This window comes from Actinoplanes sp. TFC3 (assembly GCF_001553785.1).
GTDB lineage: Bacteria > Actinomycetota > Actinomycetes > Mycobacteriales > Micromonosporaceae > Actinoplanes.
This window is the reverse complement of record NZ_LOJP01000001.1, coordinates 5,406,245-5,427,556: the sequence shown is the minus strand read 5'-3', so window position 1 is coordinate 5,427,556 and position 21,312 is coordinate 5,406,245. Positions and strand designations below refer to the sequence as shown.

Sequence of the window (21,312 nt, the reverse complement as noted above, 5' to 3'; positions counted from 1 at the left end):
GCGATTGCGCCCCCCGTTTACCCCCCCGAAAACCCTTGCCAACAGACGACGGTCGGTGACGAGCAATGACTAAGTTGATCTGGCATCCTCGCAGGTCAGCGGTCACTCTTGACAACCACTGACAAGCCGGGAACCGCGGTGATCGAGCAGCGTAGGTTGTCGACTCTTGTCATCGTTACGCAGTGGTCGAGTGCGAGGGACGCATCGCGGTCCACAACGAACCGACTTGCGCGTCAAGACCGCCTCCCACTTTCGGTTGGATCGCGCCACCGGCCCGGCTTCCCGGCCAACGCCCGGCTACAGTGGTCCGCCCGGAGCCCTCCAACTTCCGGGGGCGACGTGGGCCTGATCGAGATCGTCGGCGGACTCCTCGCCAAGACGTCCGCTGGACCGTTAGATGATCGCGCTGGGCGCCCGCAAAGTGCGATGATCTGATAGCCGTCGGTAGTGACCGGAGGTGTCTCGTGACCGTCCCACCCATAGTGGAGCCTGAAAAGGATCTACCGACCTGCGACTGTGGTGCCCCTGTCTCGGAGTCGGCCGGGGGCCGGATTCCGGCCGTCGTGGTGCACGACACCGATGGGCGGCACATGAACGCGCTGCTGCGCCGCGACCTCGACCACGTGCGCTGCGACGCAGGTTGCAGCCTGCCCGACGAGCGCGTGCTGTTCTTTGTCTTCCTAGATCCCACCGGTGACGAACGCATCCTGATGTGCATCGGTGACGATCCTTCCGCACGGCCGGTGGCCAGCTTCTCCGCCGCCATCGAGCAAGCGGAAATGACGTCTCACGATCTGATGATGGCGCGGGGACGCGACGAGTTCTTTTACTTTGTCAAGCAGGTGATCCGTCCGCGCTTTGAGGCGATTGCCGCGTTCGCAGCGGCTCCGCCTGAGGAAATGCCCTCTATGTGGGGTGCGTTTACCCGGCGGAACTGGAGCGCCTACCGCGCTCTCGCGCTCGGTGGCATTCCCGGTTCACGGCTCCTCGGGGTCAGCGACCCGATGGCAACCGCTTCGTACGCGCAGACCTGGACGTGGCAGCTACTGTACCTGGCCCTCACCTACTCAACGGCTGACAGCGGGCTCGATCTGGAGGAATTCCTGACCGCCTACCTCGACGATTGGGATATCCTCCCGGGAGCCGTGGATCTGTTCGCGGAGCTCTCCGATCAGGACGTTCAGACGGAACCGCCGGAGAATCGCCTCGTCCCGCTGTTCTATCGGGAGCTGATGCTGGCGGCCCTGCGCTATCGCGACGTTGAGACACCGGAACTCCAAGCGCGCAACCTCGCAAAGAAGTGGCTCTATCTGCGGCTTCACATCGACGAGTTCGCCGCGGCCGGCCGGCTCAACCCGGAACGGATCACGCTCACGCCAGAGCGGATGGCAAGCGTGATCAGCGCCCGCGGTCTAATCCTCGGCGCGCAGGACTACGTTCATCACTTCAGCCGGACAGCACGCGACGACGGGCTTCCCGGATCGTTCGAACTTACGGACACCCTTGCGGAGGTGCTGGCGCCATACCTGACCGAGGAGCAGCTTGCTGAGATCTGGGCGACGCTGCAGCTGAACTTCCAGACACCGGAGGACGCATTCGCCTTCTTGAAGGAATTGCAGTGGGCGGGCCCTCATCGCTTCGAGCACATGGTGACCGCTGTCTCCCGCAAATGGTTCGAAAAGCGTGATCTTATAGCCCTGCACCGCTTGTCGGACTTGGTCATCGGGGAATTACCGGAGCACATGGCCGAGGTCGGCGCGCACGCGCTCGGGTATGCGTTGAGCAACTCGGGATTGCCCAGTTCGGCCCTTCGCATAGTGGAGGCAATCACTCGCCGACTCCCGAACATGGACATCGGTATGCGGTTGTATTTCCTCATGCTGGAGGGCCAATCCCTGCGCCGGCTCAGCCGCCACCAGGAGGTGCTGAAGCGCATCGAGGCCATCGAGAGTTGGGAATCGGTGACCGAGGATGCGAATTGGGAGGGTGTTGCGGTCATCAAAGCCAGCGTTCTCCGCGAGATGAATCGCGTCGGTGAGTCGTTGGCGGTGTTTGAGCAAGTTGCGGGCGACGACGCGGGGATCGGCACGCACGAGGCGTTCGCGACAACCTTGATGCGGGTGGGACACTATGGGGCTGCCCTAAAACAGTTCCGTTACGCCTATGACAAAGCCCTGCGAGTGGCCGTCCGCTATCAGTCGAGCCGGTTCGCCGCTCAGATGATGCACTGTCGCAGCCAGATGGGTCTGCCTGCCGACGGCGAACTCGCAGAGCACATCCTCGGCTTCAGCTTCCGATTCGAGCCGCTGTCCTACGCGATCGGCGCGTGCGCGCTGCTGGTATCCCCGCCGTATGACGACCCCCGATGCACGGTGCTCGCGGAGACAGTCTCAGAGCGCGGATCCGATGCCTTCGAGCGGGCGGTCGCCGGGGGAGACATGATGGAGGCGGTCATTTGGGGCACTTATCTGTGCCTGCGCGCTGAGCGCGACGATCCCGCGACGGCGAACGTCACGTGGCGGGTGGTGACCGCCGCGATGGGGGCCATGGCGAACGGCTTCGAAGAGCGTTACCTGCCGTTTCAGATACGCCGTGCCTTCGAGGAGACCGAGGTTGGAACGGCTCGGGTCCAGCACTGGTTCGACCTCACGATCCGAGCGGTCGGCGAGGTCGACGAGAAGTTCGTTCCGTGGGTATCCGCAGGCAGCCCTAACGCGGTCATGCGGAACGCCTGGAATGAGGCGGTGAAGGTCGCTACGGCCTCCGATCTCGGTGACGCGGAGCTACAGTTGATCGCCGAGATGCCCCGGTCGCGACTGCTGTGGTCGGCTGCCGGTGCCGCGATGGAGGGTGATCTCGTCGGCGCCTTCGCCGCCGACCAGGCATGGCCAGTGTTGCGTCAGGCGGACGGCTCTCTGCACGTCATCGAATGGCTGGGCGAGGACTCCGGCTGGTCGATGCTCACGACGGTGCTGCCGGAAGGAACGGTGGCACGAGTGCGAGTGGCCTGGCCGACCGGCGCCGGGCTCGACGCGGTGAATGCGCTCCTGCGGTATCGGCTAGCCACTTGGCGTCCGGCCCGGCGCGGCAGCCCGTTTGAGACCCCAGGCTGGCTGACCTGGGAGTCCTGGCTGCGCGAGCTGCTCTCCACGCGGGGGGCCCCAGGGGATCACGTCGTGGTGCTGCGTTCCCCCCGGCACTCGTCCCTGCCCTGGCACCTCGCTGTTCCCGAGAATTTGACGGTGTCGTACGAGTCCGGCTGGCCCGGCGTCTTCCTGTCCGCAGTCGACGTGGCCGTCCGAACCCCGCCCGAGGTCACCGGCGTCGCGGTGGTGCCGCGCGCCGGTGAGGACCAAGCCACGATCGACGCGATGTGGAAGCTCGCCGAAGAGGCCGGCAGGGGCGCCGCGGTCGTGCTGCGCGGTGTCGAGTGCGACTCACAAAGCCTGTCGGAACTACTCACCGGAGTTGATCTCGCCGTCCTCGCGGTGCACGGCTATGTGTCGCCGGCAACCGGGCAAATGGCCTACATGGTCGCTGATAGCGATCGCCTTCCGCTGGCGCACTCGGTGGCGAGCAGCAGCGAGTTCGGCAGGCGGCACCGGTTCGACGTCCAGCAGATGAGCAGGCTCGCCTCCGCGCCGGCGACACTGCTCTCCGGCGCCTGCAGCTCCGCGCTGATGTCCGAGGCGGCAATCGGCTACAACACCGGGGTGCTGGCAGGGATGCGGTTCGTAGGGCTGTCGACGCTGGTGGCTCCGCAATGGGACGTGATCGGGGCCGACATCTTCCCGGTGCTGTCCCGGCTGGCGCATCTCCTGCAGACGGGCGTCGCGCCGAGCGCTGCCGTCCGCATCACGGCCACGTACCTGCGCAACAATGGCCTTCCTGACTGGCGGTCACAAAGTTTCATCGTCGAAGGAGCCTGGTGATGCCGACCTTTACGGATTTTCTCGCCCAGCAGCACGCCGACAACGACGTGGTGCAGCAGGCGCTGCGCTACTACATCGCCGACCGATTCCCGGATGTGACCCCCGAGGACATGCACGCCGCCCTCGTCGGTGAGGACCGGCTCGACGCCGTCTCGGCGAGTCTGGCACGCCTGGAGCAGGATCCCGGCGTCGTCGACGCGGTGGCGCTGTTCGTGCTTAGCGCCGGGTGGGACGAGGACGGCGAAGCGCGCGAGTCGGTGCGCGACGCTATCCTCGAGGCCAAGGGAAAGATGCCGCTCATCGAGGTCGCCGTGGTGTCGGTCAGCTGCGTATACGGCGTCTATCTGCTAGTCACGAGAAACGTGAAGCGTAGCGAGACCCGTGTCGTGCGGCGTAAGGACGGCTCGTTCGAGACGCGCACCGTCACGGAGTACCACGATCCTCAAGGGGCGCTCGGCGCCATCGTCGACGTCTTCCGGCCACGGCGCCGCAACGAGGAACTCAGTAGCGGTGAGAATCCCGAACCCTAGAAGCTGGCGGGTGTCGGGGGACGGCGAGCCGTTCCTGGCACCCGGGTTCTTCAGGAAGGGAATATTCTCGAGGCGACGCACGATTCGGGTTACGCCGCGGGCTGATCGCGGTGCTGGTGACCGTCCCGGCGATTGGGCGCCACCAGGGCTGATGCGACGGCGTGGTCGTCCCAGCATCTACGATTGCGCCCCCCGTTTACCCCCCGAAAACCCCCGCCAACAGACGACTACGGGTGACGAACAATGACTAGTTCGATCCGGCATCTTTGCAGGTCAGTGGCTACTTGTAACAATCATTGACAAGCCGGGAGGCCCGGTGGTCGAGCAGCGTAGGTCGACGGTTCGATTCCGTCAGGCGGCTCCATGTAATGCCCTGATCAGCGGAAACGCAGGTCAGGGCATTTTTCCTCGATGAGGATTTGAGTCGTCCCTCCGTAAACCGCTGCGGTCATGGTGAGTGGCATCAAATCCGGCGGTGATGCGTGAGCGTTGTCCGGATTCAGATAGTGCTGAGAGGCTCCGGCCGGGTCCGGGTCGATGGCCTGTTGTTCGGCTCTGCGTCGTTGTCGCGGATCACTGGCCCGTCGCCAAGGCGTTCGGCGAGAGCTCGACTCGCCTTGTGGAAGCGCAGCAGGCTCCGGTAGCCGCGACCTGGTCATCTGTCGGAGCTGTCTGCCAACCCGCTCCCTTGCCGGCGCCGGCCTTGGTGCCGCCCTCGCTGGTGGCGGTGTGCGCTTGGTGGACCGTCCGCTGCCGGGAAGTGTTACCGCACCTTGAACTGTGCGGACGCCGTCGGTGTCGGTGTCACAGGAGCGGTGCCACCGGCGGGTGCGTCTCCGACGGCTCTGATGATGGCGGTGTACGTGTTGTACGTCGAAGTGGGTTTCGGCGAGCCCCAGGTGATCTGGATGAGGGCCCGCAGCGGGTTCTTCAGGTTGGTGGCGATGTCGTTCTCGGGCTCGTCGCGGCCGGGCTCGCCCCAGAGGCTCAGCTGAGAGCCCAGCAAGTGCGGGTCAAGCCTTGCGATGGTGGTGTTGCCGGTGTCAAAGGCGAACTGGTTGGGAACGAACGATTCGTAGATGGCAGCAGGGTCGGGCCGGCTGATGCCGATGATGTAGTACAGCTGGTTCCAGTTGGCGTTGATGAGGTCGTGGCCGCGATCGGCGAGGGTCTGCGGGGTCATGTCGGTCGTGCCGTACCAGTGTGCAATCTGGACGGTCGGCGCGACGTCGACGACGGTTCCCGGGACGAGTTGGTCGTTCCAGATCCGTAGGGTCTTGCCGTTGGCCCGTACCAGGTCGTTGACCTTGTTGATGAAGTCGTATTGCAGGTCCCGGCCGGTAGCGGAGTCGCCGAACAGTTGTTGGGCGCGCTGGTCGAGCTGCGGGAACTGGGAGATTTCCGCGGTGCTGAGCCATTCGTCGGCGCCGAGATGCCAGTAGGGGCCGGTGAAGAGAGGTAGGTACTCGGTGATCAGATCGCGGGCCAAGGGCCAGGCCTGGTCGCTGGACAGGTCCAGGCTGCGTGTGCCGTTGTTGCGCACCAGGCTGAGGCTGGGTTTGTCCCGCAGGATGCGGGTCATGTGCCCAGGCATGTCGATCTCGGGAACGATCGTTATCTGGTACTGGGCCGCATATGCCACGAGGTCGGCGATCTGCGCTTTGGTGTAGTGCGTTGCCGACACGACCTCGGGGTGGCTGTTGCTCTCGATGCGGAATTCCTGGTCGTCGGTCAGGTGCAGGTGCAGCCGGTTGTACTTCAGGTACGCCAGTTCGCGTACCCGAGCGCGTAGCCAGTCGATGGTGTAGAACTTGCGGCCGGTGTCGATCATGAAGCCGCGATCGCGGTAGACCGGCGCGTCGGTGGCGGTGCCTTGGGGCAGGGATCGGTCCTGCTTGAGCATCTGCAGCAGGGTCTGGGTTCCGTAGAAAACCCCGGTGGTGCTGCCGCTGATCGTGGCGGTGCCGGCCAGAGCGAGCCGATAGCCCTCGTCGCCGAAACTGCCTGTGGTCAGGAGGACGTCACCGTCGGCTGGGGTGCCGGACGCGATCGGCACTGGATAGCCGGTGATGGCCCGCAGGTCCGCGGCGAGCAGTCCCGCAGCGGGCTGCAAGTCTGCGGTACTCGTCACGATCCGTGATGCCGCGGTGAAGGTGTAGTTCCCCGAGGCGGCTGTCCATTGCTGGATGGACGGGATGGTGGCCGGTGGCGCCGAGGCGGTGGCTCGTGCGGATGCGGATGTCAGCGTGCATCCTGCAGCCAGCGTGCATCCTGCAGTTAGAAGGAGGACTGCGAGGAGCCTTCCTTGTCCGGGGCGCATGGCGTCACTGCCTTTCCTACGCGAGCCAGGAACGGAACCGAGGGGGTCTGCGAGTCAGGTGATGCTGAATACGGCCGCCCAGGAGTTCGCCGGGGTTGTTCATGGTAACCGTGAAGACGGCGTAGTCGCTTGATCCACCAAAAGCCTCGCTGGCCAGCAAACCGGCCACCAGCGCGGCTGCCGTCCGCCGGCCCAGCCAGCCACGCGCCTCTATCCGAGGCACACTCCACCTGCGGCGTCATCCCGGCCGGGTTCGCTTCCGGATCGGCGACCACTCGCTCAGCCTATGCGCCCACGCGCAGCCGCATGGAGCGCCCGACCGGTCGCAGCCAACGCCGGCCTGTTCGCGGTCGAACAGCAACTCTCGGTCGGCAGCGGCGTCAGTAAACCGGCGTTGAAGTCCCCCTGCCCCCGTACCGAAGCGCCCCTGGGGCCATCGCCTGCTGATTTTTGGATACAAGAGGTATCCAGGTCAGGCCGATGGTATAGCTGGCCCCCACCACTCCAACCCTGCGTAGGTGACAAGCCCTCCACGGTCATGCATGCCGCTTTGGCCTGATCAGGAGCAACTGCGGGGTCACGCTTTATCGCAGGGCGATTGTGTCGATGTAACGCCTGTGGAGCGTCGATCAAGAATGCTGCCCGGTGTGGCGATAGTGCTGATCGCTGCGGTGGTGGCGGGACAGGCGATAGCACTCATTGATGCGGAGCTGCGGCCGGCCGTGTTGAGAGTCTCGCTGGTGGTGCTTAACGCCGTCGGTGTCTTCTTCAGTGTGAAGGCGGCGCGACATGCGGCGGGGCCGTTGACGTGGCGCCTGATCGCTGCCAGCCGGGTGTTGTCGCTGGTCAGTGGAATCTGGTACGCCCTGTATTCGATCACCGGGAGCACCGGGTGGCAGTGGGCCGGCGCTCTCGGTGGGATGGCAATGTTCGTGTGCCTCGCGATCGCTGCAACGACGGTGTCAGTCGCCCGAGTGCGCGGTGCCCAGCGCTGGGGTTTCGTGGCCGAGGTCGCCACCGTGTTCTTCAGCGGCCTGATGCTCGCCTGGTACTTCGTCCTTGCCCCTGCAGCAGCCCGACCGGGCCTCCGATGGCTTCTCGACCTCGGGTCGGTTGCGAGTCAACTGATGGCGTTGGCTGCGGTGACCGCAGTGCTGCTGCGGGGGGCGGTGACCCGGCTGACGCAACCACTGACCGTCCTGTTCGCCGGCACTCTGCTCTACGCCGTCAGCTATTCGGCGTTCTCCGCCGCGACCCTTCATGGTTCGCGGGCACAGAACTCGTTTCTGCTTTGTGCAGCTCTGATCACCGCGTCACTGTTGATGACGGTTGCGGCGATACTCGCCAGCTCGCCCGCCACTGCGGTACCCCCTGACCGGACACGGATCCTACGGATACCGCCGTGGCTGACCCACCTGCCCTACGTCGGCGTAGGGCTGGGGAACACCCTGATGCTGGTGGTCACTGTCCGTCAGCATGCTTTGGCGTTGTGGGGTGGGCTGTCCATCATTCAGACGGCGATGACCACGGCGCTGGCCGTGCGGCAGATCATCTCGCTGCGGGAGAGCCGCCGGCTCAATGAGACCGACCCGCTCACCGGACTGGCCAACCTGACCGGTCTGCATGATGCCCTCCAGCAAGCCCTGCAGCGCCAGAAGCAACCCGCGGTGATGCTGCTCGATCTGGACGGCTTCAAACAGGTCAACGACCGCTACGGCCATGACGTCGGTGACCGCCTGCTCATCGAATTCGCCCGGCTGCTGCGTGACGAGACCCGCCACGGCGATGTTGCCGCCCGCATCGGCGGCGACGAGTTCGTCGTCGTACTCGAAGACGTCAGCCAGGACGATAAGGCTGTGACAGTCGCCGAACGGATCCTTGCCTCGCTGGATGCCAATCCGGTACCCGCCGGCAGTGACACGATCACCATCAAGGCCAGCATCGGACTGGCCACAGCCCGTCCCGACGACACCGCTGAGGACCTCAAGCGTCGTGCCGATCTGGCCATGTACGAGTCGAAACGCTCCGGCAACCACGGCTGGAAAGTCTGGGACCCGGCGATGACCGACCGGCGCACCCGCGACACCATGGTCGGCGACGCCCTGCTCCAAGCGGTCGGCACCGATCAGTTCACCGTCGTTTACCAGCCGGTCGTCGACCTGGGCACACGCCGGCCCGTGGGCATGGAGGCACTGCTGCGCTGGCAGCACCCGCAGCTCGGTGCAGTCTCGCCGATGGAGTTCATTCCGATCGCCGAACGCATCGGCGTCATCCACCAACTCGGCATGAGCGTGCTTCGCGAAACCTGCGAGCAACTCCAGCGCTGGCGCACCGAAAGCACCGAGCGCGCCGACCTGCACGCTGCGGTCAACATCTCCGCGATCCAACTCAAGGAGCCGCTGTTCCTCAACGACGTGCTCAGGGTCCTGACCCAGACCGGCCTACCCGCAGAAGCGCTCAATCTCGAGATTACCGAGTCCGCGATCGTCGACGAGGACTTCGCCATCCCGGTACTGGAGGAGTTGCGCCGGCATGGCATCAAAATCGCCATCGACGACTTCGGCACCGGCTACTCCTCTCTGCACCAACTCACTCAACTACCCGTCGACGTCCTGAAAATCGATCGCAGCTTTGTGGCGAAACTTGACAGCACCACCCGCGGCGCCGCCGTCGCCGAAGCCATCATCCGGCTCGCCCAGGTCCTCTGCATGAACACCCTCGCCGAAGGCGTCGAAACCGCCGCGCAAGCCACCGAACTGCAACTCCTCGGCTGCCACCTGGCCCAGGGCTACCTCTTCGCCAAACCACTGACCGCGCAACAACTCACCACGTTCCTGAACCAGGGCAACACCACCAGTGCCCTGTCCCCAAACCCACCAGCGAATTAGCCATCCACGGGCTCAGCCGAACAAGCGAAGCGCCGCCCGGATCTTGCGCCGCTGCAGCACATTCGCCATCGATAGCTCGCCGCGGCAGAACTCCTGGAACGCGCGCCAGCCCAGCGAAGTCGCGAACGCCGCATGCACAAGAGCCCGCCGCCTTTCGAAAACGTCCAGCATGGTGCGGCCGGCCGCCATTTCAGGCGCCAATTCGGTCAAAATCCTCTGCTCGTACGTCCGCAGCTCACTCACCGTCGTCGCGCGCGCCGCCACCTCGCCGGCCCAGGTCCCCGAGCGCAACGCGTAACTGATCCCCTCGCGGGTCCACGGCTCCAGCAGCCCCGCCGCGTCACCGACCACGAGCACCCGGCCCTTGCGCAACGGTGCATCGACGGCTCGGCACCGCGTGAGGTGACCCGAGTCGCGCACCACCCGCCGGCCGGTCAGCCCGAGCTGGTCGAGAAAGGTAGCCAGGTACTGCTTGGTCTGCGCGCCCTGCCCCTTGCGCATGATCACGCCAACCGTCAGCTCGTCGTCCTGGGTGAGGCACTCCTTTGACCGGCAGCCCGGCGGGTGCAGTTTGCAGTCCTTCATTTTGGGGAACACCCAGCCGTATGAGCCCGGCGCAGCGCCCCAGTCGAGGTGCACCCGGCCGCGCCAGGCCACCCGGTCGGCTTCGGTGGCCGCGAGCTCGACTTCCAGCCCCAGGTCCTGCTGGTCGAACGTGACGCCGACGTGCCGGGAGCTGATCGCTGCTGACCCTTCGGCGCCGATCACCGTACGTGCGCTGATCGTCTCACCGCTGGCCAGGGTTACCGTGGCGGTGTCGTCGTCCTGCTCGATCGCGCGGACCTGGGCATTCTGCTGGACGTGGGCGCCGGCTGCGACTGCGGCTCGATACCAGGCGAAATCGAAGTCGTCACGACGTACCAGGGTCAGCACTGGCTTTTGAGCCGTACGCCGGAAGCCTCGCTTGCCCCGATCGGAAAATGTCAACGCAGTGATGGTGTCGCGGACCGGGACGTCGATCCGCGACTCGGCGATCGCCAGCGAAGGTCCGATGAGCCCGCCACCGCAGGTCTTGTAGCGCGGGTGCTCCGCGCGTTCCAGCACGATCGTCCGAGCCCCGCCCGTTGCCGCCGCACAGGCGGCCGCCAGGCCCCCCGGTCCGGCACCGACCACGGCCACATCCCACTGCGCTGTCACGAACGGGAAGTCTAAAGACCAAAGATCTCAGGGACGGCGCGGCCAGGGCGACCACTGCACCGCGGCGGCGAAGCCCGCACGCCGGGCGGCCCGCGCCTCGGCCGCCTCCACCGGGGCGTCCCGGCTGACCTTGATCTCCGGACCGATCAGCCGTGTCTCGCGTACCGACGTGCTCAGCCGCCGGTGGATGCGTTCCCACAACCCGCCCTCGATGTGCGCGGTGACCAGCTTGCGCAGCTCGGCGGGATCGTCGTCGTAGCCCGGCAGGCTCTGCACGAACCACCGCCCGAGCCGCAGCACCACCCCGGCTCCGGAGTCCGGAAACGCCATGGCCAGCGGGCCGGCAGCGGGGTTACGCGGCAGCAGCCACACGGTCCGGGCGACCTCCGCGTACGGCTGCGACCCGAGCGGCTCCTTGGTTTCCCGCCGGTCCACGACATACCTGCTGGTCAACTCGTCGAGCAACGCCTCGGCAGCCTCAGCCAGGTCCGGAAAGCGAGCGGGCCCGCCCATCGTGGCCGGATCGACTTGTGCCTCGAAGTCACCCATCTGCGCAGTATGCCCCCCTCGCAGGGGGGTAGCAGCGTCGTTGAGTTAAGTACGCGCTATCCGAACTCGCCGGCTTTGACCGCGGCAACGAATGCGTTCCAGGCCGGCGCGGGGAGCCGTAGTGGCGTCCCAGCCGGGTTCTTGCCGTCCCGGATCAAGTACTCGTCGCCGGTCCTGGCGACTTCTACGCAGGTGCCGTTCGCGCATCTGCTGCTTCTGTGCCACATCGGTTCATAGGAATCAGCCATGGCGCCCCTCCGTACAAGTTCCCGAGTCCCAAGGTAGGTGACGGCGCGGGAACATGGCAGGAGTGAACAGCGAGTGATCGGGAACTACCCGATGATTTGCCCTGAAATAAACCTATACGGACACATTGGTTTGTCCATCCTGCGCGCTTTTGGCTTGTCTTCCATGCGCAGTGCGGCTGATGCGGTGAATCACGACAGCACGCTTGGTATACAAATGGCCGCCCGGAAGCCCCCGGACGCACGCCGGGAACGGCCGAACGGCCATGGCATCACTCGAAGGTGAATTCACCCTCGTTGACACCGCGGACGAAGGCTGTCCACTCATCCGCAGTGAAGCGCAGCGGGGACTGAGCCGGGCTCTTGCTGTCGCGGATCAGGAATTCGCCCGCGACCTCAGCAACCTCAATGCAGGTCCCGTTGGTGCAGTAGGAGCTCTTACGCCACTCGGGCGTCTCGTTGGTAGCCACTTCTTTCTCCGGTCTCTCGCGCGCCGCCGTTGGCGCACCGTGACAAAGCAATGATCATGATCTCAACGTGTCTTATGATTGTGTCTCCAACTCCTTGATTCGCTCGTCAACGAATCCGATTGTGTCGGACTCGCTGGTCGACTGGGACCAAAGCTCTTCGAATCGATCGCGATACCGCTGGGTGATCGTCCGGTCTTCCAGGACCTCGTCGGTGAAGCCGTTCTCGCGATACATGATCTCGCTGTCAGCCGCACTGCCGCTCAGCAGCAACAGGTCATAGCTGTTGGTGGTGGGGATCGAGTAATCCAGGTCGAATGGAAGCATGCGCAGCAGAACATGGCCCTGCTCGGCCACGGCCTTCAACTGCCGTAGCTGCTCGGCGAACACCTCGGCGCCACCGATCGGCCGCATGAAGACCGACTCCTCGAGCAGCAGGACGATTTCGACCTGGCTGAGCCGCGCGAACAACGTCTCATGGCGCAGCTGGCGGGCCTTGAGAAGGGTGCGGATCCGTTCCTCGCCGATGTCACCGCGAAACTTCCCGGTCAGCGCCGCGGCGTATTGGGGCGTCTGCAAGAAACCGGGAATGTAATAGATGGAGTACGACCGCAGGGCGACCGCCTCGGCCTCGTACTCGATGTGCCGCAGTGTCGCGTCGGACAGCCACTCTCGGAACTCCGGCGCCTGGTACCACGCCTGACGCTGCCGAGTGCGCGCAATCTTTGCAGCGGTCAACAGGTCACTGACGCGTTCGCGGTCCTTGATGCCGTACATGGACAGCAGTGGGCGAAGGTCATTGGGAGCGATTGTCACGTCGCCGTTCTCGATGCGGATGACCTTGCTGAGGCTCCACTCCATCTCCTCAGCAACTTGCTGCTGAGTGAGCCCGTGGGCTTCCCGCGCCTCGCGCAGGGCCAGACGCACGCGTCGGCGCGCGACGGTTGGCGAGACTACCTCAGCCATAAGTCCTTCATCGTCAGACGGACAGAACCTTGAGGACGGAACAGAACGCACGAACGCAACAGAGCACCGAGGCCTAATCTGCGACCTCGCAAGGTGCCAGGGCGCATGTTATCCAACGTCCTACCATCACGGGCCTTGGCCCCGCACACATTTCACCTAACTGAAACGGTTGGTGGGTACGGGGCCGGGGCATCGATCAAGCCGCAGCGAGGCCGTAGCCGTCGCGTGACTGGTCCCGGGACTCCATGGAGCGTCGCAAAGCGCGGGTGACCTGGTTGAACACCCGCTCATCGGAGGATGAGTACAGCGTCACCCGGGCACCGCGGAACAGCGCCTCCACCCGGCGTTCCTTGGTCTGCTTACGACGGGGCGATCGGACGACGAAGGCGGCTATCAGGGTCACCGCGCCGGCCAGGGCAAATCCGGCTGTGCGGTCCAGCAGCGCCCAACTTGCCCCCGCCAGGGTGACAAGGCCGGCCGTGGTGGCGACCATGGCGACGAGTCCGACGCGGCCGGCATCGCCGCGGACGAGGCGGACGTCGCGGAGCTCGGCGACCGGGAAGATGCCGCCGGTTGTGCGCCACACGAAGTATTCGTCGGTCACAAGCGCTTCACGACTGCGGTAGTAGGTGCGCATCGGTGAGCTCCTTTCCTGGCCAGCACTGCAGTGCGAGCAGAGGAGGTGCTGAGAGATTCCGGCCTCGCGTTGCCGGCCGCTGGGGCCGCCGGGGCGGAGAACACAACGGCACCCGGTTGCCGCCGGGTGCCGTTTTCCCTCGATGAGACACCGCCCTTACCTTGCGTAGCCAGTACAGCATGGCCACCCGGCAGTCCGCTACCAATCTACCTGCCACCTTGCAGATTGCGCATAAGCTACCGGCTATCTCGATCAAGGCGGGGTGTCAAGCAAGGTGGCGGAGAAGGGGAGAGAGGTCAGGCGGCGGACAGGCCGTTGGAGGCGCGCGGCGGGCGCCCGTCCTCCATGGCCCGGCGCAGGGCGCGGCTGACCTGGCTGAACACCCGGGCATCGGTGGACTCGTACAGCGTCACCTGGTCACCGTGGTAGGTCGCTTCCAGGAGCCAGGGCTGCGGCTCGGCGCGCAGGAACAGGGTTGCGCAGGCGGCGGCCAGGCCGGAGCGGGGCTGGATGATGCAGGCGTCCCGCAGGTCCTGGACCAGGAAGGCCCTCGTCGTGGCCGGGGAGCGAGAAATGAAGTAGTCGCTGGTGACCACCGCGTCGTAGGACCGGTAGTAGATGCGCATGGCGAATGCCCCCTCCCGGTTTGCTTGCGAGGAGAAGGAAGGCGAGCCGCCATTGGCGCAGAGAGATTTCCCGCCTCGCTCGGATGCTCCATGAACGATTACGGGCACCTGACTGAGCGAATGAGGCGACAGCGGCACCCGGTTGCCGCCGGGTGCCGTCCTCATTCCCGTACCGTCGGTCAAGCTGGCCCGTACCCTCAGTGAAGCATGCCATGGTGGCACTTCGCCACACATCAATCTGCCATATTGCAGATTGCGTACACGCCGATTGCCGCTCAGCGGGCCAGCAGCACCAGGGCCAGCGCCGCGGCACCCGGGATGACCTGCACGTACAGGATTTTGCGAGTGGACGTGATGGCGCCAAAAATTCCGGCGATGATGACGCAGCTCAGGAAAAATATCTGGAACTCGGTGTTGCCGGTGACGAGGCCGTAAATGAGGCCGGCGGCGAGGAAGCCGTTGTACAGACCCTGGTTCGCCGCCAATGGCGCGCTTTCGCGGGCGAACTCCGCGGTGATACCGAAAGTGGCGCGAGTGCGTTCCGTACGCCAGAGGAACATCTCAAGCACCAGAATGTAGAGGTGGATGAGGGCCACCAGACCCACCAGGATGTTCGACGCGAGCTGCATGGTCAACACCCTAAACGTGGTGATGATCGATGGAGTTTCGTGGGCTGGCGGGTCGGGTAGGCCTGATGCGACCGCGTGTTGCAGCAGGTAGGGGAGCGTGACGAACAGCATGGAGAGCCGACTCAGAATCGCCGGGCAGGCGGTGCAGCCCGTGCTGGTGATGTTCCCGCTCGGACTGTTCGCGATGGCCCTTCTCTTCGACCTCGGAAACCTGCTCGGCGGCCCGGACATCCTGGGGGCACTCGCCTACTGGAACATCGTCGCCGGTCTGGTCGGCGGGGTGCTCGCCGCGCTCGCCGGTGCGATCGACCTGATGTTCGTGCCCAACGGCACCTCGGCCAAGCGCATCGGCGTGCTGCAGGGGCTGGCCAACATGGGCGTGCTCATCCTGTTCGCGGTCATCTTGATGGTGCGGATGAGCTCCAGCGACCGGGTCGCCGGCGGGGGCCTGTTCACGGTTGAGGTGCTCGCCCTGGCCGGTGCCGTGTTCGGCGCCTGGTTCGGCGGCGAGCTGGTGAACCGGCGGACGGCCTTTGCTCGCACCCGCGCCGCTGCCGACCGGTAGGGCACACGTTTGGGACCCCCTCTTCCGGGCACAGCCAAAGTGCCGAGCAAAAGGGGAATCGACAATGGCAACCTCCATCAAAGGCAAGCGCGTCGCGTTCCTTGCGACCGACGGTGTTGAGGAAGTCGAGTACACCGAGCCGCGCAAGGCCGTGGAAAACGCGGGCGGCGAGGCGGTGCTCGTCTCCATCAAAAGCGGTGAGATCCAGGCCGTGAACCACCTGGACAAGGCGCGGACCTATCCGGTTGACGAGCAGGTAAAGGACGCCAGCGCAGATCGTTTCGACGCGCTCGTCCTGCCCGGTGGCGTAGCCAACCCGGATTTCCTGCGGATGGACCCGGACGCGGTTCGCTTCGTGCGGGACTTCTTCACCGCGGGCAAGCCGGTGGCGGCGATCTGCCACGGTCCGTGGACGCTGGTGGAAGCCGGCGTGGTCGACGGCCGCACGCTGACCAGTTGGCCGAGCCTGCGCACCGACCTCGCGAACGCGGGGGCGACGTGGGTCGACGAGCAGGTCCATGTGGATCAGGGGCTGGTGACCAGCCGCAAGCCCGATGATCTCCCAGCGTTCTGCGACAAGATGCTCGAGGAGATCGCCGAGGGCTCGCACCAGAAACAGCACGCCTGACGATTGTCATTCAGCGGCGCACGAGCTCAGGTTCGTGCGCCGCTGACGTGTTCCTGCCACGCTTCATCGGCCGCTTTCTTGCGGGCCGGCCCGTCTTTGCCGTCGTACCGTCGAATTGCCGGCAAGGCGAGGGCCAGGGTGGCCGTACCGGCAACGCAAAGAATGCCGATCCACAGTTCGGCCGAGGCGATCAGAAGCCCCGCCAGCGCCGGACCGCCCAGCTGAGCGATTCCGTGGCCCAGCGCGCTGCCAGCGCAACGCTATTTCAGCACCAGGCGTCCGGTTGCTTCGAAGGAGGCCAGGTCGGCCAGGGTCTCCTCGACCACCGGGGATTTGTCGCCGGGTAGCGCGTCCAGCGGGAAGAAGCCGGCGTCCACCGACTCCTCGGTCTGGCGCAGCAGTTCACCCTCCCAGGTGTGGATCCGGAAGGACATCAGGATCTGCTGGTACGAGTGACCGAACTGGTTGGTATACGTCAGCGCTGTGTGGAACGAGAACGGGGTCAGCGAGGTCGCCCGCAGTCCCGTCTCCTCCCACACCTCACGAATCGCGCACTCCTCCATGCTTTCGCCCAGCTCCATCGCGCCGGCCGGGATGGCCCAGCGATGGTTGTCGGAGCGCTGGATCATGCACAGCCTGTTCTGCTCGTCCAGGATCACGCCACGCGCCCCCACGAACAGCAGGGTGTCGGCGTCCCCGACGCTGCTGCGTACCCGGCCAAGATAAGACTCGTCCCACGTCAGTGCCACGGGATCAAGTCAATCACGCGGACTTCTTGGTCGCCTTCTTTGCCGGTGTGGCCTTCGCTGGCGTCGTCTTCTTGGTTGCCTTCTTTGCCGGGGCCGCCTCGCCGCGGGCCTGCTTTGCCCGCTCAACCGAGGCTTTCAGCGCGGCCATCAGGTCCACCGCGGCCGCGGGGGCCTCCTCGGTCTCTTCCGGGGCCACCACCTCACGGCCTTCGACCTTGGCGTCGATGACCTCCTGCAGCGCCGCCCGGTAGTTGTCGGTGAACTCGTCGGGCTTGAAGCTGCCGGCCATCGAGTCGATCAGCGAGCCGGCCATCGCCAGCTCGGCCGGGCGGGTCTCGATGTCGTCGTCCAGGAAACCGAAGTCGGGCGTACGGACCTCGTCGGGCCAGAGCATCGTGTTGAGCACGAGCACGTCGTCGTGGACCCGCAGGGTGGCGAGCTGTTCGCGCTGGCGCAGCGCGATCTTGACCACGGCGACCCGGTCGGACTCGATGAGCGCGTCGCGCAGCAGCACGTACGGCTTGGTGGCTTGGCCCTCGGGTTCCAGGTAGTAGGCCTTGGCGAACAGCAGCGGGTCGATCTGCTCGGCGGGGACGAACTGCAGCACATCGATCGCCCGCGAGGTGGTCAGCGGCAAGTCGGCGAAATCCTCGTCGGTGAGGATCACCATTTCACCGCCGCCGATGTCGTATCCCTTGGCGATGTCGTCGTAGCTGACCACTTCACCGTCGACCGAGCAGGTGCGCTGATATTTGATCCGGCCGCCGTCGGTGCGGTGCACCTGATGGAAGCGGATGTCCTTTTCCTCGGTTGCGGAATACAGCTTTACGGCGATCGACACCAGGCCGAACGAGACCGCACCCTTCCAAATCGCCCGCATGGCGGCCTCCTACCCCGTTGTGAGCTGCCCTTCGATCAAGGATGGCATCAGCGGGGCGGTTGCGTAAGGTCATGGTGCTTTTGTCGCCCTGGGTGGATCATTGCCGGTTTTCCGGCTCACACGAACGCGGCTGCCTATGGTGATCATGTGCCGGGAGCTCCCTTGTCGCCGATGCTCGCCACCGCGGGCCGATTGCCGCTGGGCTCGGCCTGGAGTTACGAATTCAAGTGGGACGGCGTGCGCGTGCTGGCGTCCTTCGACGGCAATTCACCCCGGCTGTGGGCGCGCTCCGGCGCTGCGGTCACCGCCGCTTACCCCGAAATTGCGAGCCTGGAGCTGCCGGCCGGCTCGCTGCTCGACGGGGAAATGGTGGTGCTGAATGCGCTGGGCCGCCCGTCGTTCACCTCGCTCGCCGAGCGCATGCACGTGCGGGACACCAGTAAGGCGGCGCGGCTCGCGGTGAGCCTTCCGGCGACCTACATGATTTTCGACCTGCTGCGGCTGGGGGACCGGTCATTACTTGATCTACCGTACGTCCAGAGGCGCGCCCTTCTCGAACAGCTGGACCTGGGAATGGGTCGTTGGACCGTACCCCCGGTATTTCCGGATGGAAGCGCGACCGAGGCGGCAGCCCGCGAGAACAACCTCGAAGGTGTGGTCGCCAAGCGGTTGGAATCGGTGTACGTGCCCGGCACCCGCTCCCCGGACTGGGTCAAAGTCAAATTCGACCGCACCGGCGACTACGTCATCGGCGGCTGGCGACCCGGCGCGCGCAAAATCGGCGGATTGCTGGTCGGATTGCCCGGACCCGGCGGCACGCTGCGTTTTCGCGGCCGGGTCGGCGGGGGCATCGGAGCCGCGGCCGAGCGTGAATTGCTGTCCGCGCTCACCCCGCTGGTCACCGAGCAAACGCCGTTCACCGCCGGAGCCGTGCCCAGGGAGGATGCTCGCGGCGCGCATTGGGTAAGCCCGGATCTGGTGGTCGAGGTGCGTTACGGCAACAAGACCCCGGACGGTCGGCTGCGATTCCCGCGTTTCCTGCGGCTGCGCCCCGACAAGTCGCCCGAGGAATGCGTGGAGGAGGACGACAGTGGCTCCTAGTCGCTTCGCCGTTCAGATCGAGGGAAGAGACGTCGAGCTGTCCAACCTCGACAAGGTGATGTACCCCGAAGCCGGGTTCACCAAGGGCGAGGTCATCGACTACTACACGCGCGTGGCCCCGGTGCTGCTGCCGCACTTGCAGGGCCGGGCGCTGACCCGGATCCGCTATCCCAACGGGGTGGCCGGTGCCCATTTCTTCGAGAAGAACGCGCCAGGAGGAACCCCTTCCTGGGTACGGCTGGAAAAGCTGCCGGTGCCGGGTTCCACGAAGTCACGAGAAACGATCGACTTTGTTGTGGTGGACGAGTTGGCCACCCTGGTCTGGGTTGCCAATCTGGCCTCGCTGGAGCTGCACACCCCGCAATGGAGAGTGGGTAAGGCGCCGGATCTGCTCGTGGTTGACCTGGATCCGGGGGCGCCGGCCGGGCTGCGGGAATGCTGCGCGGTCGCGATGCTGATGCGCGATCAACTGGCCGAGGACGGGCTGCGGGCGTACCCGAAAACGTCCGGAAAGAAAGGGATGCAGCTCTGCGTGCCGATCTCTGGCAAGCAGGACGCCGACGTTGTTTCCGGTTATGCCAAGCGGGTGGCCGAGCAGTTATCGGCGCAAGTGCCCGGGTCCATCACGGCCAAAATGGCAAAGGCGATCCGGCCGGGAAAGATTTTCATCGACTGGAGCCAGAACGCGGCGGCCAAGACGACGGTGGCGCCGTATTCGCTGCGCGCTCAGGAATCGCCTACCGCCTCGACGCCAATGACCTGGGATGAGGTCGAGGCTATGGCGCTGGGGGAGATTCAGGCGCGGCAGTTCTCGGCGGGGGAGGTGCTTGACCGCCTCGACGAGTATGGGGATCTGCTCGCGGATTTGCTGGAGTTGGGGCCTCGGGTGCCGGTTCGCTAGCTGTTGCTTCACCGGCGCCTTGCGGTTGGTGGATGCGGCCTTGAGGTACCTTGTGGCGCAAGGTACCGTGTGCCGCATGGCGGATGTGGCGCAGCTCTCGACCGGCTTGCGACGCGGAACTCTCGAGTTCTGCGTGCTCGCCATGGTCGAGGACGAGGACCGGTACGGCACCGAGATCGTGCGCCGGCTCGGCGATGAGCCCAACCTGGCCGCCTCGGAAGGCACGATCTACCCGCTGCTGTCCCGCCTGCGCCGAGCCGGCTGGCTGGACAGCAAATGGAGCGAGTCCCCCTCCGGACCGCCGCGGCGCTACTACGCCCTGACCGAGAACGGTCGCTCGGCGCTGGAGCACTTCCGCACCGAGTGGACCGCGTTCCGCCAGACCGTCGACCGTCTCGTAGGGACCGGTGAGCAATGAGCACCGACAAATGCGACACCTTAGTCGCCGAATACCTGCACGAGCTGGAGCACCACCTGCGCGACCTCCCGGTGCTCCAACGCCGCGAACTGGTCCGCGACCTCGAAGCCCACGTAGCCAACGAACGTGCCGACCACCCCGAAGCCGGCGAGCCGGAGCTGCTGGACATCCTCGAACGCCTCGGCAGCCCGGAAGCGATCGCCGCGGCGGCCTATGAGGAAGCGGGCCTGGGCAAGACCGGCCGGCAACCGGCCTTGGCTGCGGCTGCCGGGGCGGCCATCTTTGCGGGGGCTGCGGCTCGCTTTTCCGGGCGGGCTGCGGTTACGCCTGATGCTTCGGCTGTTCCGGCCGGGGCAGTATCGGCGTTGTCGGCTGCTACGGCTGAGGTGAAGCCGGTTTCTGCGCCTGCGCCGCCGGTTTCGCCTTCCGCGCCGGTTTCGCCTGCGCCGGACGCTGCCGAGTCGCCCGCGCCGCCTGCGTCCTGCATACCGGACGCTGTAGTGCCGCCTGTCCAGTTTGCAGTAGGCAGGAGCGCGTCGGCGTCGGTTACTCCGCCGCCTCCCACGCCGGAGGCTTACGTGCCCCCGGCCGCTGCGCCTGTTGTTCCGCCGCCGGCCGATCGGGTGGTTGGCTCGGTTGCGGGCGAGGGGAATGTCTATCGGGCCGGGAGGGCTTCCGCGCGAAGTCGGCCGGGACCGTTTCCGCCCAGGGGGCCGGGTGCCGCCGGTCGCAGCTCGTTCTCGTCGATACCGCCGGTTGCCGGTCCGCCGATGCCGCCCCCGACGAGCGGTCAGGGTGGCCCGCCCTGGCTCGGTGCGGTGCTTGCCGGCGGAATCGCGCTGGCCGTCGTGCTGCTGCTCGGCTGTCTTGGCGGGGCCCTCATGATCGGGCGCGGGGAAAGCGCGGAGCCCGTTGCGGTGGTACCGCCGGACGCGGTGGTGTCGGTCGAACCGGAAGCGCCGGTCAACCCAGCGGACCCGGTCGACCCAGCAGATCCGGCCCGCACGGCCGGCGAGGGAGTCGCCGTCGACCCGCCGGGGTCCACCGAAACCGCCGACGCCCCGCAGCCAACCGATTGAACCCG

Annotated in this window: 21 protein-coding genes; 9 read left to right on the top strand and 12 right to left on the bottom strand. The window is 65.8% G+C overall.

Annotated elements, in window-relative coordinates; genetic code table 11:
• Nucleotides 1-590 precede the first annotated feature (590 nt).
• Together TFC3_RS24405 and TFC3_RS24400 are read left to right on the top strand one after the other, a co-directional pair.
• Complete coding sequence (locus tag TFC3_RS24405) at nucleotides 591-3,932, top strand: hypothetical protein (protein ID WP_236718291.1); 3,342 nt, start codon at nucleotides 591-593, stop codon at nucleotides 3,930-3,932.
• Nucleotides 3,929-4,462, top strand: coding sequence for a hypothetical protein (locus TFC3_RS24400; protein ID WP_153040365.1), 534 nt, complete (start codon nucleotides 3,929-3,931; stop codon nucleotides 4,460-4,462). Before TFC3_RS24405 ends, TFC3_RS24400 begins: the two co-directional genes overlap by 4 nt.
• Before the next feature lie 763 nt (nucleotides 4,463-5,225).
• Here the strand turns inward: TFC3_RS24400 and TFC3_RS24395 are convergent.
• Nucleotides 5,226-6,782 (bottom strand): family 20 glycosylhydrolase, encoded by a 1,557-nt coding sequence (locus TFC3_RS24395; protein ID WP_236718290.1) that lies wholly within the window; start codon nucleotides 6,780-6,782, stop codon nucleotides 5,226-5,228.
• Between the two features lie 647 nt (nucleotides 6,783-7,429).
• On the opposite strand from TFC3_RS24395, the gene TFC3_RS24390 reads away from it, so the two are divergent.
• Complete coding sequence (locus TFC3_RS24390) at nucleotides 7,430-9,670, top strand: bifunctional diguanylate cyclase/phosphodiesterase (protein WP_161952670.1); 2,241 nt, start codon at nucleotides 7,430-7,432, stop codon at nucleotides 9,668-9,670.
• 12 nt (nucleotides 9,671-9,682) lie between these two features.
• Here the strand turns inward: TFC3_RS24390 and TFC3_RS24385 are convergent, their stop codons facing one another.
• From TFC3_RS24385 to TFC3_RS24355, 8 genes are all read right to left on the bottom strand, one after another.
• Nucleotides 9,683-10,867 carry an FAD-dependent monooxygenase gene (locus TFC3_RS24385; protein ID WP_067504264.1) on the bottom strand — a complete coding sequence of 395 codons (1,185 nt, stop codon included), beginning with the start codon at nucleotides 10,865-10,867 and terminating at the stop codon, nucleotides 9,683-9,685.
• A gap of 27 nt (nucleotides 10,868-10,894) precedes the next feature.
• A complete protein-coding gene (locus tag TFC3_RS24380) occupies nucleotides 10,895-11,416 on the bottom strand; it encodes a DUF6226 family protein (protein WP_236718289.1) in 522 nt (173 codons plus the stop codon).
• A 56-nt stretch (nucleotides 11,417-11,472) separates the two neighbouring features.
• Complete coding sequence (locus TFC3_RS36195; RefSeq protein ID WP_369819689.1) at nucleotides 11,473-11,643, bottom strand: DUF397 domain-containing protein; 171 nt, start codon at nucleotides 11,641-11,643, stop codon at nucleotides 11,473-11,475.
• Nucleotides 11,644-11,933: 290 nt separating this feature from the next.
• The gene (locus TFC3_RS24375; RefSeq protein ID WP_067504255.1) at nucleotides 11,934-12,131 is read right to left on the bottom strand and encodes a DUF397 domain-containing protein; all 198 of its coding nucleotides are present in this window, start codon (nucleotides 12,129-12,131) and stop codon (nucleotides 11,934-11,936) included.
• A 72-nt stretch (nucleotides 12,132-12,203) separates the two neighbouring features.
• Nucleotides 12,204-13,094 (bottom strand): helix-turn-helix transcriptional regulator, encoded by an 891-nt coding sequence (locus TFC3_RS24370; RefSeq protein ID WP_067504252.1) that lies wholly within the window; start codon nucleotides 13,092-13,094, stop codon nucleotides 12,204-12,206.
• A gap of 196 nt (nucleotides 13,095-13,290) precedes the next feature.
• Nucleotides 13,291-13,731, bottom strand: a complete 441-nt coding sequence (locus tag TFC3_RS24365; protein ID WP_067504247.1) for a DUF6232 family protein — start codon at nucleotides 13,729-13,731, stop codon at nucleotides 13,291-13,293.
• A 296-nt stretch (nucleotides 13,732-14,027) separates the two neighbouring features.
• A complete protein-coding gene (locus tag TFC3_RS24360) occupies nucleotides 14,028-14,357 on the bottom strand; it encodes a DUF6232 family protein (RefSeq protein WP_067504245.1) in 330 nt (109 codons plus the stop codon).
• 275 nt (nucleotides 14,358-14,632) lie between these two features.
• Entirely contained in the window at nucleotides 14,633-15,097 is a 465-nt protein-coding gene (locus TFC3_RS24355) for a DUF1304 domain-containing protein (RefSeq protein ID WP_236718288.1), read from the bottom strand.
• Here TFC3_RS24355 and TFC3_RS24350 point away from each other — a divergent pair.
• The gene (locus TFC3_RS24350) at nucleotides 15,084-15,551 is read left to right on the top strand and encodes a DUF2231 domain-containing protein (protein WP_236718287.1); all 468 of its coding nucleotides are present in this window, start codon (nucleotides 15,084-15,086) and stop codon (nucleotides 15,549-15,551) included. The genes TFC3_RS24355 and TFC3_RS24350 overlap by 14 nt on opposite strands.
• A gap of 64 nt (nucleotides 15,552-15,615) precedes the next feature.
• Nucleotides 15,616-16,179: a type 1 glutamine amidotransferase domain-containing protein gene (locus TFC3_RS24345; RefSeq protein ID WP_067504241.1), complete on the top strand. Its 564-nt coding sequence runs from the start codon at nucleotides 15,616-15,618 to the stop codon at nucleotides 16,177-16,179.
• A gap of 260 nt (nucleotides 16,180-16,439) precedes the next feature.
• Here TFC3_RS24345 and TFC3_RS24340 read toward each other — a convergent pair whose 3' ends face one another.
• The gene (locus TFC3_RS24340; protein WP_067504238.1) at nucleotides 16,440-16,928 is read right to left on the bottom strand and encodes an NUDIX domain-containing protein; all 489 of its coding nucleotides are present in this window, start codon (nucleotides 16,926-16,928) and stop codon (nucleotides 16,440-16,442) included.
• Between the two features lie 13 nt (nucleotides 16,929-16,941).
• The gene (locus tag TFC3_RS24335; protein WP_067504235.1) at nucleotides 16,942-17,808 is read right to left on the bottom strand and encodes a Ku protein; all 867 of its coding nucleotides are present in this window, start codon (nucleotides 17,806-17,808) and stop codon (nucleotides 16,942-16,944) included.
• 147 nt (nucleotides 17,809-17,955) lie between these two features.
• Between TFC3_RS24335 and ligD (TFC3_RS24330) the strand changes: the two genes are divergently transcribed.
• The 3 genes from ligD (TFC3_RS24330) (at nucleotide 17,956) to TFC3_RS24320 (ending at nucleotide 20,228) form a co-directional block, all read left to right on the top strand.
• Nucleotides 17,956-18,909, top strand: coding sequence for a non-homologous end-joining DNA ligase (gene ligD / locus TFC3_RS24330; RefSeq protein WP_067504232.1), 954 nt, complete (start codon nucleotides 17,956-17,958; stop codon nucleotides 18,907-18,909).
• Nucleotides 18,899-19,810: a non-homologous end-joining DNA ligase gene (ligD, locus tag TFC3_RS24325; protein ID WP_067504229.1), complete on the top strand. Its 912-nt coding sequence runs from the start codon at nucleotides 18,899-18,901 to the stop codon at nucleotides 19,808-19,810. The genes ligD (TFC3_RS24330) and ligD (TFC3_RS24325) overlap by 11 nt, the downstream gene beginning before the upstream one ends.
• Before the next feature lie 76 nt (nucleotides 19,811-19,886).
• On the top strand, nucleotides 19,887-20,228 hold the full coding sequence (locus tag TFC3_RS24320) for a PadR family transcriptional regulator (RefSeq protein ID WP_067504226.1): 342 nt from the start codon (nucleotides 19,887-19,889) through the stop codon (nucleotides 20,226-20,228).
• Between the two features lie 20 nt (nucleotides 20,229-20,248).
• Here the strand turns inward: TFC3_RS24320 and TFC3_RS24315 are convergent, their stop codons facing one another.
• Nucleotides 20,249-20,476, bottom strand: a complete 228-nt coding sequence (locus TFC3_RS24315) for a hypothetical protein (protein WP_067504224.1) — start codon at nucleotides 20,474-20,476, stop codon at nucleotides 20,249-20,251.
• A gap of 522 nt (nucleotides 20,477-20,998) precedes the next feature.
• On the opposite strand from TFC3_RS24315, the gene TFC3_RS24310 reads away from it, so the two are divergent.
• Entirely contained in the window at nucleotides 20,999-21,307 is a 309-nt protein-coding gene (locus tag TFC3_RS24310) for a hypothetical protein (protein ID WP_153040364.1), read from the top strand.
• Nucleotides 21,308-21,312: the final 5 nt, after the last annotated feature.

Excerpts from the sequence above, each read along its gene's own strand:
- TFC3_RS24405 (WP_236718291.1), top strand. The coding sequence starts at position 591 with ATGAACGCGCTGCTGCGCCGCGACCTCGACCACGTGCGCTGCGACGCA.
- TFC3_RS24395 (WP_236718290.1), bottom strand. The coding sequence starts at position 6,782 with ATGCGCCCCGGACAAGGAAGGCTCCTCGCAGTCCTCCTTCTAACTGCA.
- TFC3_RS24380 (WP_236718289.1), bottom strand. The coding sequence starts at position 11,416 with ATGGGTGACTTCGAGGCACAAGTCGATCCGGCCACGATGGGCGGGCCC.
- TFC3_RS36195 (WP_369819689.1), bottom strand. The coding sequence starts at position 11,643 with ATGTGGCACAGAAGCAGCAGATGCGCGAACGGCACCTGCGTAGAAGTC.
- TFC3_RS24370 (WP_067504252.1), bottom strand. The coding sequence starts at position 13,094 with ATGGCTGAGGTAGTCTCGCCAACCGTCGCGCGCCGACGCGTGCGTCTG.
- TFC3_RS24365 (WP_067504247.1), bottom strand. The coding sequence starts at position 13,731 with ATGCGCACCTACTACCGCAGTCGTGAAGCGCTTGTGACCGACGAATAC.
- TFC3_RS24360 (WP_067504245.1), bottom strand. The coding sequence starts at position 14,357 with ATGCGCATCTACTACCGGTCCTACGACGCGGTGGTCACCAGCGACTAC.
- TFC3_RS24355 (WP_236718288.1), bottom strand. The coding sequence starts at position 15,097 with ATGCTGTTCGTCACGCTCCCCTACCTGCTGCAACACGCGGTCGCATCA.
- TFC3_RS24345 (WP_067504241.1), top strand. The coding sequence starts at position 15,616 with ATGGCAACCTCCATCAAAGGCAAGCGCGTCGCGTTCCTTGCGACCGAC.
- TFC3_RS24335 (WP_067504235.1), bottom strand. The coding sequence starts at position 17,808 with ATGCGGGCGATTTGGAAGGGTGCGGTCTCGTTCGGCCTGGTGTCGATC.
- TFC3_RS24320 (WP_067504226.1), top strand. The coding sequence starts at position 19,887 with ATGGCGGATGTGGCGCAGCTCTCGACCGGCTTGCGACGCGGAACTCTC.
- TFC3_RS24310 (WP_153040364.1), top strand. The coding sequence starts at position 20,999 with ATGCCGCCCCCGACGAGCGGTCAGGGTGGCCCGCCCTGGCTCGGTGCG.